This window comes from Priestia aryabhattai B8W22 (genome assembly GCF_000956595.1).
Taxonomy (GTDB): domain Bacteria; phylum Bacillota; class Bacilli; order Bacillales; family Bacillaceae_H; genus Priestia; species Priestia aryabhattai.
Map to the genome: position 1 here is coordinate 102,289 of NZ_JYOO01000016.1, position 17,270 is coordinate 119,558.

Below are 17,270 nucleotides of genomic sequence, written 5' to 3' on the forward strand. Positions count from 1 at the left end.
TTTGTTTAGAGTATCGAAATAATTGGAGGTTAAACCAAATGACAACAAAACTATTTTCACCTTATACAGTAAAAGACGTAACATTAAAAAACCGAATTGTAATGTCGCCAATGTGCATGTATTCATGCGAAAAAGAAGACGGAGTAGTAACCGACTTTCATATGGTTCACTACACAACTCGCGCGGTTGGACAAGTAGGTCTCATTATGGTTGAAGCCTCAGCTGTCGTCCCACAAGGTCGCATTTCAGCTCAAGACCTAGGAATTTGGAATGATGAGCAAAGAAGTGGATTAACCAAGCTCGTGACACAGCTAAAAGAAAACGGTGCAAAAACGGCCATTCAACTTGCACACGCAGGACGTAAAGCAACTGTTGAAGGCGATATTTATGCTCCTTCTGCTATTGCTTTTGATGATAAAAGTAAAAAACCTGTGGAAATGACCACAGAACAAATTCATGAAACGATTTCTGCCTTTAAAGAAAGCGCTCGACGCTCAAAAGAAGCTGGGTTTGATATTATCGAGCTTCACGCGGCACACGGTTATTTAGTACATCAATTCCTATCACCGCTAAGCAATAAACGCAGCGACGAATATGGCGGCAGCGCAGAAAACCGCTATCGTTTCTTAAAGGAAATTATTGACGCTGTGAAAACAGAGTGGGAAGGTCCTTTATTTGTCCGTGTTTCTGCTTCTGACTATACAGAAGGCGGATTAACCGTAGATGATCACGTTGCATTTGCAAAATGGATGAAAGAACAAGGCGTCGACTTAATTGATGTTAGTTCCGGTGCTCTTGTACATGCTCCAATCAACGTATATCCTGGCTATCAAGTGCCGTTTGCAGATAAAATTAAGCAGCAGGCAAATATTGATACAGGCGCAGTTGGATTAATTACAACCGGACGACAAGCAGAAGAGATTCTGCAAAGCGAACGCGCGGATTTAATTTTTGTTGCGCGTGAACTTCTCCGCGATCCTTACTTCCCGCGCACAGCGGCAAAAGAACTAAATGAAACACTTTCAGCACCCGTTCAGTACGAACGCGGATGGTAAAAAAAGACGAGGGTACCCTCGTCTTTTTTATGAAATCGTAAACCTTTTTAAGTCTTCTGCTATATCGGTATTCGGAAAAATTTCTTTTGCTCCTTCTGCTAACCGGCTGACTGCATCGCCTTGGTAACGCGAACTGATATGAGATAAAATAAGACGCTCGGCCGATGCTGTTTTAGCAATTTCAGCGGCTTCTTTTGCAGTAGAATGAAAATAGTTGTAAGCCAGCTCTTCATCTCCCGCTGCAAAAGTAGCTTCATGGATTAACACATTCGCATGCATAGCAAGCTGAACACTTTGCATACACCTTCTTGTATCTCCTAAAACCGTGATGACCTTCCCTTTTTTAGGCTCTCCTACAAACTCTTGTCCATTAATAAGACGCCCATCTTTTAATACTACTTCTTTCCCTTCTTTTAACTGCTGATAATGAGGCCCTGGGGGAATACTCATCTCTTTTAAACGCTGAACGTCCAATGATCCTGGCAAATCTTTTTCGACAACGCGATATCCATAAGATAAAATGCCATGTTCAAGTTTGCCAAACTCCACTGAAAAAGTTTCATCTTCAAAAATCGTTCCACTTTCACTTTCTTCTTCTATTTCAACAATCTCTAGAGGATATTGCAGATGAGTTTGACTTACAGCCAGCGTGACTTCAATAAATTCTTTAATTCCTTTTGGCCCGTATACAGTAAGCAGTGATTCTCCGCCTTGAAACGAGCGGCTTCCAAGAAGTCCAGGTAATCCGTAAATATGATCACCGTGAAGATGCGTAATAAAAATTTTCTCAATTCGTCTCGGTTTAACGGCTGTATATAAAATTTGATGCTGTGTTGCTTCTCCGCAATCAAAAAGCCACACCGCCCCTCTTTCCTGCAAAAGTTCGAGCGCAAGAGATGAAACATTCCGCTGTTTTGCCGGTACTCCTGCACCCGTTCCTAAAAATAACAATTCCATTTTCTACTTCCTCCTTCACACGTACAAAAAGCCTGTAAGTATATTATACAGGCTTTTTGCAAACTTACCTATTTGATGCTGTCAAGCGCATACGTAACAGTAGCTAATAACAGCTCAATATCACTTTCCTCAATGTTGAGCGGCGGCGAGAGCGTGAGAACATTATTATAGCCGGCTACCGTTGCTCCATTTTTACCAATAATGACTCCTTTGCTTTTACATTTAGCAATTACTTCATTTACAAGATTAACGTCTAGCGGTTCCTTCGTTTGCTTATCAGCTACAAGTTCAATTCCGATTAAAAGCCCTTTACCTCTTACGTCTCCAACGTATGGGTGGCTATCGATAAGCGGCTTCAGCTCACTTAATACGTAAGCCCCGAGCTGTTTAGAACGTCCAAAAAGATTTTCTCTCTCCATAATTTCTAAATTCTTTAATGCCAGTGCACACGCAGCCGGGCTCCCGCCAAATGTATTAACGTGGCGAAAATACTCGTACTGATCGCTATCTTTGAACGCTTCATAAATTTCTTTTTTAACAGCAGTTGCAGAGAGCGGAAGATATGCGCTTGTAATTCCTTTTGCCATGGTAATGATATCCGGTTTTACATCGTAGTTCATAAAACCAAAAGCTTTTCCTGTACGTCCAAAGCCGCAAATAACTTCATCTGCAATTAAAAGTGCACCATGTTTTTCACAAGTTTCTTTTACACCTTTCATATAATTTTGAGGCGGTAAAAGAATTCCTCCTCCTGTAATAATTGGTTCCATAATAACAGCGGCAATCGTTTCGCTTAACTCCCACGTCATAACATTGTCAATATCTTTTACAGATTGAAGCTCTTCTTTGGGCGCATGGTAGTCATCTTGCCCTCGGTACGAATCAGGGGGCGCAACGTGAATAAAGCCAGGGGCAAGCGGTTCATATTTATATTTACGCTGAGCTTGGCCTGTTGCTGCTAGTGCGCCCATTGAATTTCCATGATAACCTCGGTAACGCGAAATAAATTTGTAGCGAGAATGCTCTCCTTTTTGCTGATGGTACTGACGCACAATTTTAAAAGCCGTTTCATTTGCTTCAGATCCGCTATTTGAAAAGAAGATAACATAGTCATCACCTAGCATTTCATTTAGCTTCTCTGCTAGTTTGATAGCAGGTACGTGAGATTGAGTGAGCGGAAAATAAGCCAGTTCTTTTAGCTGCTCATAAGCTGCAAGCGCTAACTCCTCCCGTCCATATCCGGTATTTACACACCAAAGCCCTGCCATTGCATCTAAATAGCGATTTCCTTGTTCATCTGTAATCCAAGCCCCTTTTGCTTTTGTAGCTACCATCGTTGCATCCGGACTGTATGGTTTCATTCCATGCCATACATACTGCTCATCTTTTGCACGCAGATCTTTTTCATTTTGACTGACCTGTACCATCTTATCCACTCCCAAATCGCTAGCGCGGTATTTTTTCTGTATGAAAAGACTTCGACAAAATGCCGAAGCCACTTGCTATATTCATCTATATGTTAAAAGTCAAAGCGTGATGTAACCATCTTTTTGCGTGTAAAGAAGTTCAAACCGTCTTTGCCGTTGACATGCAAATCTCCGTAAAAAGAATCTTTCCAGCCGGAGAACGGGAAGAAGGCCATTGTAGCAGGTACTCCTACGTTAATACCGAGCATACCGGCATCTGCTTCTTCTCTAAATTGACGCACCGCTTTCGCATCTTTTGTATAAATCGTTGCTCCATTTCCAAAACGGGATTTTTCCATATAGCGAAGTGCTTCATCTAATGTGTCAGCGCGAAGCAAGCTTAGTACAGGTGCAAAAATCTCTTCTTTAGCAATGGTCATATCAGGAGTTACGCGGTCAAAAATTGTTGCTCCTAAGAAATTTCCTTCTGCATGTTCATCCATTTCTTTACGTCCGTCACGAATGAGTTCTGCCCCTTCTTTCATGCCAAGTTCAATATAATCCAGCACCTTATCACGATGCTCTTTTCGAATCACAGGCGTTAGAAGCACTTCATCATCAAAGCCGCTTCCCATAATTAATTCATCTGCTTTTTGCTTTAATTTTGAAACGAATTCATCACCTTTTTCACCAACTACGACAACGGCGCTGCACGCCATGCATCGCTGGCCGGCGCTTCCATAAGCCGAGCTGATAATATGTGATACCGCTTTGTCCATATCACAGTCTGGCATCACAACATGATGATTTTTAGCTCCGGATAAAGCCTGAACTCGTTTCCCTTGAGCTGCAGCTTGTTCATAAACATACTTTGCTACCGGCTGCGATCCGACGAATGAAATCGCTCTAACCTTTTCGTGCTCTATTAATCCGTTCACAACATCGTGTGCACCGTGCACAATATTTAATAATCCATCCGGTGCTCCTGCTTCTGTAAAAAGTTCAGCAAGTCGCGTTGCTAAAAGCGGCGTTCGCTCAGACGGTTTTAATACAAACGTATTTCCACATACAATGGCAAGCGGGAACATCCAAAGCGGTACCATCATTGGAAAGTTAAAAGGTGTGATGCCTCCGACAACACCAAGTGGAAAGCGGAACATTTCAGAATCAATTTCTTCCGCTATGTTATTTAATGATTCTCCCATTAATAAAGTAGGAGCACCCGCAGCAAACTCCACGCATTCAATACCGCGCTGTACTTCACCGTAAGCTTCTTTAAAAGCCTTGCCGTTTTCCTGTACAACTAATTTCGCTAACTCTTCGTGATGCTTAACTAGTAAATGTTGAAACGCAAACATTAATCTTGCTCGTTTTGGAGCAGGAACGTTACGCCATGTTTCAAATGTTTTTTGCGCTGTTTCTACCGCATTGGCTACATCTTCTTTTGTAGAAAGCGGTACTTTTGCAATTACTTCTCCGGTCGATGGATTAATCACCTCTCCAAATTCTTTCCCTGCCGTATCAACCCATTTTCCGCCCACGTAATTTTTTAAAACTTGCGTATCATTATTCACAACTGACATATCGCTTGGCCTCCTCGAAAAATAAGAAATGACAAATCTACCTTTATTATTGAATAAATAAATGGCGGTTGCATTAGACAAAATGTGAAACAACTCCAGATTCTCGTTTCACATTTTGCGCAGTGAATTCGGAAAAAGCTTGAACTAAAATGAACATATAGTAAAATCAGCCTCAACATAAAAAAACAGCTGTTTCCAGCTGCTTACTTATCCGTTTATAAATTCTGCACGCGACTTTTTCATCATAAACAAATATTCATATGCCATAATCATAAATTCAATCGCCAATCGTTTTTCCGGCTCCATAAAATCTTCACCCAGTAGCTTTTCTAGTTTTTCAATGCGGTGATACAGCGTTTGTCGGACAATGTATAAACGCTTAGCCGTCTCTTGTTTAGATCCGTTGCATGCTAAATATATTTTTAATGTTTCCATGAGTTTTGCATTGTACGTTTCATCATATGTAATAACGGGCTGCAGATATTCAAATACCACTTCCTGTAAGTCTTCATGCTGATGTAAAAGCGAAATAATTCGGTACATATGCAAATCATCATAAAAATGAATAATTGTTTGTTTTTGCAGCATTTCTTGAATCGAAATCGTTTCTTTAGCCGTTTCATAGCTTTTATGCATACAGTCGAGCTGTTCACAGTATTGGCCAATTCCGATAAAGCTAATGGCGTTCCGCTTTGAGTTTTCATCTGATTCGTATTGATTCATCCAGCGGTGAAGGCTGTTCTCTAACCTCTCTCTCCACGTGCTAACCATTCGTTTGTTCAAAAGAATAAATAATACTTCGCGATTTCGCTCGGATACTAATAAGTGGAAGCCTTCTTGTTCAAAGATGCTTCGCAGGATAAGCTTAAAATACGTTCGATCAAACTTTTCCCGTCTTTGCCACTTACAGCAAACAACGACACCCCCGCGAATAGGAGAGTCTGAGCACACCTCGTGCATGGAATCTTTTATTTGTTCAAGAGTTAACTCTCCGTTCATCCATTTTGTCATCCATTCGGTTTCATCTACTCTTTTTTTCTCTTCGACATACAAGTCCTTCAAAAAATGCTGAGCAAGTGCCGTTGCCGTCCGGTCAACGGTGAGCACTTCAAGTTCTGTTAACGCTTCATTTATAGAGGCGACATACAGCTGAGCATAATCTTGTCCTAATAAATGAATAGGCTGCTCAGTAAAATGCGGACTCTCATTTTCACTGCTTATATAATGAAGTAGAAGCTGCTGTTTGAGCAAGTCCATTTCCGGAGCAAAGGTAAGTAATTCATTTGAAACTTTAAGGCCGACAAGAAGCCCCGTAGATTCATATAAACACTGTAAGATAATGGCCGGGTCATTAACTGTTAACAGCAGCTGATTTAGCCTATGAGAATACTGTTCTAAATCGGAAATCATTTGATAATGCTGATTAATTAAAAGCGAGTGGACATCTTGCGTAATTTCAACAAATGGAACTTCTTCGTGAAATAAAATAATCGGAAAATCACATTCGTTCGCTTTATCAATCACAATTTGTGGAATCTTAGAAGTATAAGTGCCAAGTTCAATACACAGTCCTGATGCCTTACAAGAAATTAATTGCTGAAGAAATGATAAACAAGATTGAGGATCTTCTCCCCAGCCTACTCCTGTTGATAAAATGAGCTCGTTTCCTTTTAGCAGCTCATTAATGCGCGTTACTTCCATCACGTGCACCCATTTCACAGAATTAGTAAGCCCTTTCTCTCCAGCTATTACTTCACAGTTTACAAAATGTTTCCTTGTTAAAATCTCTGTTACTGTTAAATACGATTTCAAGTCAACACCGCCCCTAGCGAATTTCACATCATGTCTCCTGGATCATTAACGCGCATTTCGCATATGTGTAGAACAAAAGCTATATCTTCTTACATTATATTAAATATTTAGAAGAAATAAAATGTTTAATGAAAGAAACGAAAAAAGCTGTAACGATAATGGATCGTTACAGCTTCTGAGCTGTTTGCTGTAATTTATTAAAAAAACCGTGGCGTTTAACCGCTTGTTCTTTAATTCGGTGAATTTCTTTTTTATAAAAACGCAAATCTTGTAGTGACACTGCATTTAACATTTCCATTTTTAATTTATCAATAATTTTTGTTTCTTCTTGTGTCATACACTGCGTAGCTCGATCCATTCGTGTCACACCCTTTTTTATTTAATAGATTTATTGTGAAAACGTTCTACTATAATATTTACTACAATTTACTAGATAACTAAACCTTTTCTCTTTCGATGTAAACGAAATGTAACAACTGTAATACAGCGAATGGATAATATCTAGTTATTTTGCTTCATATCTAGAACGAAAAAAACAAAAAAACGGATCACTTTTATCAGCGAATATAGTAAAAAACTTATAGGTATTAGTAAAGAAAGAGATTGAGACATAACTAAATTACTCCCATCAACATCTAGAAGCACCTGCATACATGAAACCTACGTTCACCCTACCAATAAAAAAATCCGAACGATTCATCGTTCGGATCTTCCTTCAGCTAAAATAATTTTGTCCCAGCCTTCGTTTTTATACTTGTTGAATCAATACGGATGAAAAATATTTTCTAGCATCCGCCGTCAATATATGAAGCGTTTCTTGTTCGGTTTGGTTATTTTCAGTGCGTTCAAACCTCACAAATGCCCCGCTTAGATTCTCTGTTACGGCCGTTATTTTGAATCCTTTTTGCAGCAAAAAATCAATCTTTTCCCGCTCTGCCATATATTCATGGTAACTTGACATTTCCCTGCCTCCGATCTATTTTGGCATCTGTTTTTATAACGTTAATTTTTCAGCCTCGTTAGCTGTGTTTAACTCATTAAACTTTGCTCTTTTTGTATACTGTCCGTAGCCTTTTTGACCGACAAACTGCTTATCTTTTACAACAAATTCTCCGCGGCAAAGCACTGAAACCGGCTCACCTGTGATTTTCATTCCCTCAAACGCGCTATAGTCGACTGCCATATGATGCGTGTTTGCTGAAATCGTACGTTCAACAGAAGGGTCAAATATAAGCAGATCGGCGTCTGCACCAACCGCTATTGTTCCTTTTTTCGGATACAGTCCAAACAGCTTAGCAATTTTCGTTGATGTTATATCAACAAACTGATTGATATTAATTCGTTTCTTCACTACTCCTTCTGAAAATAAAATACTCATGCGATCTTCGATAATAGGGCCTCCGTTTGGAATCTTCGTAAAATCTCCTTTTCCGAGATCTTTTTGACCGTTAAAATCAAACGAGCACTGATCTGAGCCAATCGTTTGCAAGTCGCCATTACGCAGAGCATTCCACAAAACATCCTGGTTCCATTTTTCACGTAAAGGCGGCGACCATACGTATTTTGCTCCTTCAAAATTCGGTTTCTCTAGATAGGTTTGATCAAGCGTCAAATACTGCGGACACGTTTCACCCCAGATATTTACGCCTTTTTCCCTTGCTTCAGCAATCTTTTTAACCGCTTCAGCGCACGACACGTGAACAACATAGAGCTGCGAGTCAGCCAGCTCCGTTAGCACCGCAGCTCTTCCCGTAGCTTCTCCTTCTATTTCCGGAGGACGAGTCAGTGCATGATAGATAGGGTCGGTTTGTCCTTGCTCTAGTGCTTTTTCCGTTAAATACTCAATAACATCTCCATTTTCAGCATGTACCATCACAAGCGCCCCTAGTTTTTTAGCTTGCACTAGCGTTTGATAAAGGGTAGCATCGTCTGCTTGAAAAACATTTTTATAGGCCATGAATACTTTAAAAGAAGTAATTCCTTCTTTTTCAATAATCGTAGGAAGCTCGTTTAATACATCTTCCGTAATTTCTCCAATCATTAGATGAAAGCTATAGTCGATAGCCGCTTTTCCTTTGGATTTTTCATGCCATGTGCCGATCGCTTTTTGCAGCGGTTCGCCTTTATTCGTTAAGCAAAAATCAATAACAGTGGTCGTACCTCCAAAAGCTGCTGCTCTTGTACCTGTTTCAAAGTCGTCTTTTGTAACGGTGCCTCCAAATGGCATATCTAAATGAGTATGAGGATCGATGCCTCCTGGAAATACATAGTTGCCTTTTGCATCAATCACTTCACAGCCCTGCTCTTCAAAAGCCGATCCAATTGCCGAAATAACTCCATTTTCAATTAAAATATCGGCTTTATACGTATCTGTTGCTGTAACTACCACACCATTTTTAACGATTTTCTTCATTTCTTCATCCCCTTTGTATTTATACGTCTAATCGCTCTGCAGCCGTCGCTTGTAAAGCAGCTTGGCGTTCATTCCACGTCATTGGAGGCTGTTCATTTGGTAATTCAACCATAGATATCGCTCCGTCCACAGGACATACAATCGAACATAAATTACAGCCTACACAATCTTCTTCTCGTACTTTTAAGTAAGGTTTCCCTGAAGGATCTTTCAGCATATCAATACATTGATGAGAAGTATCTTCACAAGAAATATGACACTTATTGCAGTTAATACACGTATCCGGGTCAATGCGAGCCACTACTTTATAATTGAGATCTAAGTTGCCCCAGTCGGAATATTTTGAAACGGCTTTTCCTACAATGTCGCTTACTTTTTCGATTCCTCTTTCATCCAAATAATAGTTGAGACCTTGAATCATATCCTCTACAATGCGGAAACCGTGGTGCATAGCAGCTGTACATACTTGGACACCCGTAGCACCCATAAGCATAAATTCCACTGCTTCCTGCCAGTTCGAAACGCCTCCCATACCGGATATTGGAACGTTAATGAACGGACTTCTTGCACATTCAGCAACCATGTTTAATGCAATCGGCTTAACAGCCGGGCCGCAATAGCCTCCGTGAGCGCCTTTTCCCGCTACGTGTGGAATCGTATTCCACGAGTGAATGTCTACTCCTGCTAAACTATTAATAGTGTTAATCATACTAACAGCGTCAGCACCGCCTCGAACTGCTGCTTCTGCTGTAACTGTAATATCTGTGATATTTGGCGTTAATTTAACAATGACCGGCGTTTGAGCAACTTCTTTCGCCCAATACGTTTGTTTTTCAACCAAATCAGGGACTTGCCCAGAAGCAGCGCCCATCCCTCGTTCTGCCATTCCATGCGGACAGCCAAAGTTCAGCTCTAATCCATCTACTCCTACGTCTTCTACTTTTTTAACAATCTCATGCCATTTTTCTTGCTGAGGCTCTACCATAAGGGAGGCAATAATTGCGTGGTTAGGAAACTTCTTTTTCGTTTCATAGATTTCCTTCAAATTGACTTCAAGCGGACGATCGGTGATCAACTCAATATTATTAAAGCCGGCTACGCGCTGACCGTTGAAGCCAACGGCAGCAAATCGAGAGGAAACATTTAAAATCGGATCACCAAGCGTTTTCCAAACTGCGCCTCCCCATCCTGCTTCAAATGCACGCTGCACTTGATAACCTGAATTGGTTGGCGGTGCGGATGCCAGCCAAAACGGATTTGGTGATTGAATACCTGCTAAATTTGTTGTTAAATCTGCCATAGATTTCTCCTCCTCCTGATTTTAAGCTGTTTCCATTGTTTCTTTTGTTAGCTGCATATGAATATTTAACGCCGTTTGTTTCCCTTGCTGAGCAGCTGTCACAACCATTGCTTCTCCTTGTCCTTTACCAAAAATGACGTCTCCGCAAGCAAATACTTTTGGATTTGATGTTTGAAACGTCTCTTGATTGATTAAGACAACTCCGTCTTCATGGTTCAGCTGGAATTGTTGAATCAAAGACAGGTATCGTTCTTGACCGATTGCTTTAACAACAGCATCTACTGGAATGGTAAACGTTGAACCTTCAACCGGAACAGGCTTTCTGCGGCCGTCTGCATCTGGATCCGTTAACGTCATTTTTACGCATTCAATGCCGCTCACCTTACCATTTTCATCTCCAATAATTCGTATAGGAGACGTTAACCAGCGGAATTCAACACCATCTTGTTTCGCAAATTCAAATTCAAAATCGTAAGCCGTCATTTCTTCTCGTGTACGACGGTATAAAATTTGAACATTTTCAGCTCCCAAACGCACCGAACACGTAGCACCATCAATGGCAGTATTTCCTGCCCCAATGACAGCCACACGCTTACCAACAAATTCTGTTGATAGCGCTTCTGACTTCGTTTTTTTCACGAAATCAATCGCATCATACACGCCGTCTAGCTCTTCACCTTCAACATGTAGAGAAGGCACCTTACTCATACCAATAGCTAATACAACCGCGTCATATGACTGCAGTAATTCGCTTGGAAGAATATCTTCTCCAATTCTTACGTTCGTTTTAATTTTCACATCTAAGCTTTTTACTTGTTCAACTTCCCAGAATGAAATCGCTTGAGGAAGACGAAATGACACGATTCCATATGTATTTAACCCTCCTGCTTGTTTTTCCGCTTCAAAAATAGTTACGTCGTACCCAAATCGAGCCAGTTCTCTTGCTGCAGAGAGACCAGCCGGACCCCCACCAACAATCGCTACCTTTTTGCCGTTTGCTTTTCCTTTCTCAAACAGCACCTGTTCATTTTGAATAGCCCAATCCGTTGCGTAGCGCTGCAAATCTCCAATCATAATTGGTTTGGTTGAATGATTAAGCACACACGCGCCTTCACATAGTTCATCGGTTGGACAGACTCTCGAACAGCTTGCTCCTACTGGGTTAGAAGACATAATCGTTTCGGCAGACCCTTTTAAATTGCCCGATGCAATTTTTTTAATAAACGTCGGGATGTCAATTCCTGTAGGGCATGCCTGAATACAGGGTGCATCATAACAGTACAAACATCGATTAGACTCTTCGACTGCTTCTCTATTGGACAACCCTTTTTCTACTTCATTAAAATTTTGAATGATGGACGGCAAACTTTCCGGTGATCGCATTGCATCAACCTCCCAAGAATATCTGTTGATAAAAGCTAAATTGAAAGCGCTTACATATTTTTTATATACGTTATTTTCAACTTCTACTTTGGTAAAATGTATTACTAACTTTATTGTACAAAACGACCGTCTGTTCTTCATTATACATTATGTTAAAAAATTCAGACTATTTACTATTCACTATGTAAAAAGCCCCGCTTTTATATAAAAGCGAGGCTTCAGCTATTATTTTGCTACTTCTTTAATAATCGACACTACTAATTCAGATATCTTCACTAGTTCTTCTACCGGAATTTTTTCATTTGTTGTATGAATATCTTCATAACCAACTGCTAAGTTGACCGTTGGGATATCAAAGCCTGCAATTACATTTGCATCGCTTCCGCCTCCGCTTTGAAGCAAGCGTGAAGGACGATCGATATTGGCCACCGCTTTTTTAGCAACTTCCACAACATGATCTCCATCGCCAAATTTAAAGCCTGGATACATCACTTTAATATCAACTTCTGCATGTCCGCCCATTTCTTGTGCAGCTGTTTCAAATGCTTCTTTCATTTTGGCTACTTGTGCTTCCATTTTTTCTGGAATTAATGAACGAGCTTCTGCTAAAATATCGACGCGGTCACACACGATATTTGTTTGTGTTCCGCCTTCAAAACGTCCAATATTCGCTGTAGTCTCTTCATCAATACGTCCAAGCGGCATTTTAGAAATGGCTCTTGAAGCAATTGTAATAGCAGAAACGCCTCGTTCAGGAGCTACACCTGCATGAGCTGTTTTTCCATAAATTGTTGCATTTACTTTTGCTTGCGTCGGCGCAGCAACGATAATGTCTCCCACTTTGCCATCGCTATCTAAAGCATAGCCGAATTTTGCTGTTACGAGACTAGAATCAAGAGCTTTAGCACCCACTAAGCCAGATTCTTCTCCTACTGTAATAATAAATTCAATTTTTCCGTGCGCGATGTTTTCTTCTTTTAATACGGTGATTGCTTCTAGCATTGCTGCTAAGCCTGCTTTATCATCCGCACCAAGAATCGTTGTGCCGTCACTTTTAATATACCCATCTTCAATCGATGGTTTAATACCGTTTCCAGGTACGACTGTATCCATATGAGAAGTAAAGTAGATTGTGTCTACGCCTTCTTTTGTAGCTGGCAGTGTGCAGATTAAGTTGTTGGCTCCATGGCCCGTTTTTTCTTTGGCATCATCTTCTACTACTTCGACACCTAATGCAGTAAATTTTTCTTTTAGTACAACAGCAATTTTTTCTTCATGCTTTGTTTCTGAATCTACTTGTACTAATTCAATAAATAAATCAACGATTCGTTGTTCATTAATCATAATATGTAATCCCTCCAAAAATAACCTACAATGGTATGTTACCATGTTTCTTTGCTGGACGCTCTTCCTTTTTATTGTGCAACATTTCAAGCGCTTGTATTAATTTTATTCGTGTTTCCCGAGGATCGATAACATCATCGACCATTCCAGCGCTTGCCGCTACGTAAGGATTAGCAAATTTCTCGCGATACTGCTCAATTTTTTCGTGTCTTGTTTCATCTGGATTTTCACTGCCTCGAATGTCGTTTGCAAAGATAATATTTGCCGCACCTTGAGGACCCATAACAGCAATTTCTGCATTAGGCCACGAATACACAAGGTCTGCTCCAATCGATTTACTATTTAAAGCTACATACGCACCCCCGTACGCCTTTCGCAAGATCACCGTGATTTTCGGAACGGTAGCTTCGGAGTATGCATATAAAATTTTAGCACCATGTCGTATAATTCCGCCATGTTCCTGCTTGATACCTGGGAAAAAACCTGTAACATCTTCAAATGTAATAAGTGGGATATTAAATGAATCGCAAAACCGAATAAATCTTGCTGCTTTATCTGAGGAGTTAATATCTAAACTGCCTGCCATTACTTTAGGCTGGTTACACACAAGTCCGACAACTTTTCCATCTATGCGGGCAAAACCAATGACAATATTTCTGGCAAAGTCTTTTTGTACTTCAAAAAATGAGTGCTCGTCCACTACTTGGTGAACGACTTGACGCACATCGTAAGGACGCACGGCATCAAACGGGACAACATCTAATAAATCCGGACGATAATGATTACTCTGTACCTCTGAAGCTAAAGGAGGCTGCTCTTGACTAGACTGTGGAAGATAGCTTAAGAGCGTTCGTACTTGTTCTAGTACCTCTTGTTCCGTTGCACCCCTAAAATGGGCATTACCGCTAATTTCGTTATGAACAGCTGCTCCTCCAAGATTTTCCGAGGAAATGCTTTCTCCCGTTACCGTTTCAATTACTTTTGGTCCTGTAATGAACATTTGACTTGTTTCTTCTACCATAAAAACAAAGTCCGTAATCGCCGGTGAGTACACGGCTCCGCCTGCACAAGGACCCATGATAACAGATATTTGAGGCATAACACCCGAATAAATGGCGTTTCGATAAAAAATATGACCGTATCCGTCAAGGGACATAACGCCCTCTTGAATACGAGCCCCGCCTGAATCATTTAAACCAATAAACGGCACGCCTGTTTTAGCCGCTAAATCCATTACGTGCGCGATTTTTTTAGCATGCATTTCACCTAACGCGCCTCCGAATACTGTAAAATCTTGCGAAAACAAATAGACTGAGCGACCGTTTACCTTGCCATAACCTGTTACTACCCCGTCCCCTGGGCCTACTTGACTATTCATACTGAAATCAGCACACCGATGTTCAATAAACGGATTTAATTCGACAAATGTATGTTCATCCAAAAGAATTTCAATTCGTTCGCGTGCTGTTAATTTCCCTTTATGGTGCTGTTTTTCAATTTTTTCGTCTCCACCGCCTAACTCGATTTTCCGGCGTTTATCGTACAATTCATTTAATTTATCATAGATGTCAACCATGTTTCTTCTCCTCCTCTAGTGTTTTTTCACAGAGCTCATAAAGAACACCGTTTGCTGACTTTGGATGCAAAAAAGCAATGGATGCTTCCCCTGCACCTTTTCGCGGAACATCGTCAATCATTTGTACACCCTTTTCCTTTAACTCGTTAATCCGTTCTTCAATCGTACGCACACCTAAAGCAACATGGTGAAGACCTTCACCTCTCTTTTTGATGAACGCACCCACTGCACTGTCTTCAAAAAGCGGCTCTAATAATTCAATTTTTACGTTGCCGCACTGAATAAAAGCAACTTTTACTCCTTGTTCTTCTACTTCTTCTACTTTTAATAGAGACAGTCCTAATACCTTTTCATAAAAAGGGAGGCTGCCTTCAATTGACTTTACAGCTACTCCTATGTGATCAATTCCTTTTATCATTTTCTCACCTCTTAAAAAAGCGTTTTCATTTACACATATTCTTGAAAACAAAAGAAATCTCCTGCTCGCGTATCTACAGAAAGTTGCTTGTCTAAGCAGCGGAAGACATGTAAAATAAGAAAAAAATGTGTAGGAGGACTTTGGTTGTATGTCTAATAAGAAAATCCAAAAAACCGTTGTGTTTTTAATGCTTCTTGTCATGTTAATATCTACGCTTTTAGCGGGACTTGCCATGTGGTTTTAATCGGAACTGATGACTAAAAACATAGATGCACTGCTGTTTTTTTGTGCAATGCAAACATATAAAAAAGACTGGTGACTAGTCACCAGTCTTTTGCTGTATATTCACAATGCCTTTTTGAGCAGCTAACTCTTCAAAAGATTGATCTGTAGATACAATCCATACTTTTGTACCTAACGGAACTTGATCATATAAATGGCTTACTTCATGATTTTCCACGCGAATACAGCCATTCGATACATATTTACCGATGGAATCCGGCTGATTTGTACCGTGAATGCCATAAATACGTCCGTCAGTCTCTCTTGCATCAAACCCAATCCACCTTATACCTAGAGGATTTTGAGGAGCGCCTCCTTCAATGTTACTTCTCCGATAATAAGGATTAACAGCTTTTACTGTTACCGTGAACTCCCCTTCGGGCGTCAGATTAACTGTTTTCCCCGTTGCTACTTTAATAATTTGTTTAATTTCTTTATTTTGAATATAAGCAAGCTCATTGCTTTGTTTATTAATAATAATATAAGGATCATTTGGCAACGGATTTTCTCCTAATGGCCAAACCGGAGATAGTAGTAAAAGGATAAAAGCAAATACATGCACGTAATCCACCACCTTACGTTAGTCCTAAATAAAGGAAAAGAGATATATCTCTTTTCCTTTTTAGTGTTCGTAGGGACGATGAACAACATGCATGCTGTTTAACTTATTTTTAAAGTTTGTTTAATAACCAAATATTGTTCAATCTCTTTGACTACGTGCAATAAATCGGCCCGCGCTTCGAACTCTTCCCGCGTTTTGGGAAGAGGCATCTCTGCAAACGATTCTCGTAAATGCTGAAGTTTGGCTAAAAATAATTTTGCTGTATTACCGGGGTGAATGGATAGGCTTAATTCTTCAATAAAATCAGCAATCATGTATCGCTGTTCTACTACCAAATCAATAGCGGTAATGAGAGGAAGCGTACGCTCAATAATTTCAAGCTGTTTTTCACGAATTTTAAAATAGCGGTAATAATAATTTTCCCCACGCACAAAATGATTTTCTACATCACGAAACGCAAGGCTTTTTGCTTTTTCTAAAATTTTTACCGTATCTGCAATTTCCTTACCGTCCCAGCTGCTGTCATTGGTTCTGAGATACAGGGCAATTTCTTTTAACATCGACCGGAAATTTTCTTCAATTTCTTGCTGATACGTGCGAAGCTCTTGATCTAAACTTGGCATGTATAAATTCACAAGCAGGGCAACACCTATTCCAATTACAATTAAGCCAAGTTCATTAAAAACGATTCCCCATGTCATATTGCCTTTGGAATAAATATGAAGCAAAATAACGGAGCTTGTCACAATGCCTGCATTCACTTTGAATATAACCGTAACCGGGATAAACAAAAGGAGCATCAGTCCTATAACAAGTGGATGATAAGCAATCCCTTCAAAGAATATAAAAGAAAACAGAATAGATAAAGAACAAGCAATAAAACGATCGCTTGCACTTCGCAACGATTTTTTCTTTGAATTTTGAATGCACAAAATGGTGATAATTCCAGCTGATACAAAAAACTCGAGGTGAAAGAACTGAGCTATAATAATAGCCAGTGATGTACCGACGGCTGTTTTAATTGTCCGGTACCCGATTTTAAATTTCATTTTCTAGACTCCTACATGTTGGTTTCTTTTTAGTGTGATAAAATGCTCTATTCTTTATTAACATGAATAGAAAAATAACACAACCTTAAATCTTGCTATACCGGATAATTGTCAATAAAAAAAAGTGCAG

Annotated in this window: 16 protein-coding genes; 2 read left to right on the top strand and 14 right to left on the bottom strand. The window is 40.0% G+C overall.

Going from position 1 to position 17,270, the window contains the following annotated elements:
- Positions 1 to 38 precede the first annotated feature (38 nt).
- Entirely contained in the window at positions 39 to 1,055 is a 1,017-nt protein-coding gene (namA, locus tag N178_RS14240; RefSeq protein WP_045292975.1) for an NADPH dehydrogenase NamA, read from the top strand.
- 27 nt (positions 1,056 to 1,082) lie between these two features.
- Here the strand turns inward: namA and rnz are convergent, their stop codons facing one another.
- The 12 genes from rnz to mce all read right to left on the bottom strand — a co-directional run bounded on the left by rnz (position 1,083) and on the right by mce (position 15,247).
- A complete protein-coding gene (rnz, locus tag N178_RS14245; RefSeq protein ID WP_045292977.1) occupies positions 1,083 to 2,012 on the bottom strand; it encodes a ribonuclease Z in 930 nt (309 codons plus the stop codon).
- Positions 2,013 to 2,080: 68 nt separating this feature from the next.
- Entirely contained in the window at positions 2,081 to 3,439 is a 1,359-nt protein-coding gene (locus N178_RS14250; protein WP_045292979.1) for an aspartate aminotransferase family protein, read from the bottom strand.
- Between the two features lie 92 nt (positions 3,440 to 3,531).
- Positions 3,532 to 5,001 carry a CoA-acylating methylmalonate-semialdehyde dehydrogenase gene (locus N178_RS14255; RefSeq protein ID WP_045292981.1) on the bottom strand — a complete coding sequence of 490 codons (1,470 nt, stop codon included), beginning with the start codon at positions 4,999 to 5,001 and terminating at the stop codon, positions 3,532 to 3,534.
- Between the two features lie 207 nt (positions 5,002 to 5,208).
- Positions 5,209 to 6,840 carry a PucR family transcriptional regulator gene (locus N178_RS14260; RefSeq protein WP_045292982.1) on the bottom strand — a complete coding sequence of 544 codons (1,632 nt, stop codon included), beginning with the start codon at positions 6,838 to 6,840 and terminating at the stop codon, positions 5,209 to 5,211.
- A gap of 139 nt (positions 6,841 to 6,979) precedes the next feature.
- Entirely contained in the window at positions 6,980 to 7,171 is a 192-nt protein-coding gene (locus N178_RS14265) for a hypothetical protein (protein WP_045292984.1), read from the bottom strand.
- A 390-nt stretch (positions 7,172 to 7,561) separates the two neighbouring features.
- A complete protein-coding gene (locus tag N178_RS14270) occupies positions 7,562 to 7,774 on the bottom strand; it encodes a hypothetical protein (protein WP_045292986.1) in 213 nt (70 codons plus the stop codon).
- Between the two features lie 33 nt (positions 7,775 to 7,807).
- Positions 7,808 to 9,226, bottom strand: coding sequence for a dihydropyrimidinase (gene hydA, locus N178_RS14275; RefSeq protein ID WP_045292988.1), 1,419 nt, complete (start codon positions 9,224 to 9,226; stop codon positions 7,808 to 7,810).
- A 19-nt stretch (positions 9,227 to 9,245) separates the two neighbouring features.
- Positions 9,246 to 10,526, bottom strand: a complete 1,281-nt coding sequence (gene preA / locus N178_RS14280) for an NAD-dependent dihydropyrimidine dehydrogenase subunit PreA (protein ID WP_045292990.1) — start codon at positions 10,524 to 10,526, stop codon at positions 9,246 to 9,248.
- Positions 10,527 to 10,547: 21 nt separating this feature from the next.
- Positions 10,548 to 11,909: an NAD(P)-dependent oxidoreductase gene (locus N178_RS14285; RefSeq protein WP_045292992.1), complete on the bottom strand. Its 1,362-nt coding sequence runs from the start codon at positions 11,907 to 11,909 to the stop codon at positions 10,548 to 10,550.
- 225 nt (positions 11,910 to 12,134) lie between these two features.
- Positions 12,135 to 13,253: a tripeptidase T gene (locus N178_RS14290; RefSeq protein WP_045292994.1), complete on the bottom strand. Its 1,119-nt coding sequence runs from the start codon at positions 13,251 to 13,253 to the stop codon at positions 12,135 to 12,137.
- A 25-nt stretch (positions 13,254 to 13,278) separates the two neighbouring features.
- Positions 13,279 to 14,829: an acyl-CoA carboxylase subunit beta gene (locus tag N178_RS14295; RefSeq protein ID WP_045292996.1), complete on the bottom strand. Its 1,551-nt coding sequence runs from the start codon at positions 14,827 to 14,829 to the stop codon at positions 13,279 to 13,281.
- Complete coding sequence (gene mce / locus N178_RS14300; protein WP_045293005.1) at positions 14,822 to 15,247, bottom strand: methylmalonyl-CoA epimerase; 426 nt, start codon at positions 15,245 to 15,247, stop codon at positions 14,822 to 14,824. The genes N178_RS14295 and mce overlap by 8 nt, the downstream gene beginning before the upstream one ends.
- A 148-nt stretch (positions 15,248 to 15,395) precedes the next feature.
- On the opposite strand from mce, the gene prli42 reads away from it, so the two are divergent.
- Positions 15,396 to 15,491 (top strand): stressosome-associated protein Prli42, encoded by a 96-nt coding sequence (prli42, locus tag N178_RS26590; protein WP_016765525.1) that lies wholly within the window; start codon positions 15,396 to 15,398, stop codon positions 15,489 to 15,491.
- A 75-nt stretch (positions 15,492 to 15,566) separates the two neighbouring features.
- On the opposite strand, the gene N178_RS14305 is transcribed toward prli42, so the two are convergent.
- Positions 15,567 to 16,091 carry a L,D-transpeptidase gene (locus N178_RS14305; RefSeq protein ID WP_045292998.1) on the bottom strand — a complete coding sequence of 175 codons (525 nt, stop codon included), beginning with the start codon at positions 16,089 to 16,091 and terminating at the stop codon, positions 15,567 to 15,569.
- A 98-nt stretch (positions 16,092 to 16,189) separates the two neighbouring features.
- The gene (locus N178_RS14310; RefSeq protein ID WP_045293000.1) at positions 16,190 to 17,140 is read right to left on the bottom strand and encodes an aromatic acid exporter family protein; all 951 of its coding nucleotides are present in this window, start codon (positions 17,138 to 17,140) and stop codon (positions 16,190 to 16,192) included.
- Positions 17,141 to 17,270 lie beyond the last annotated feature (130 nt).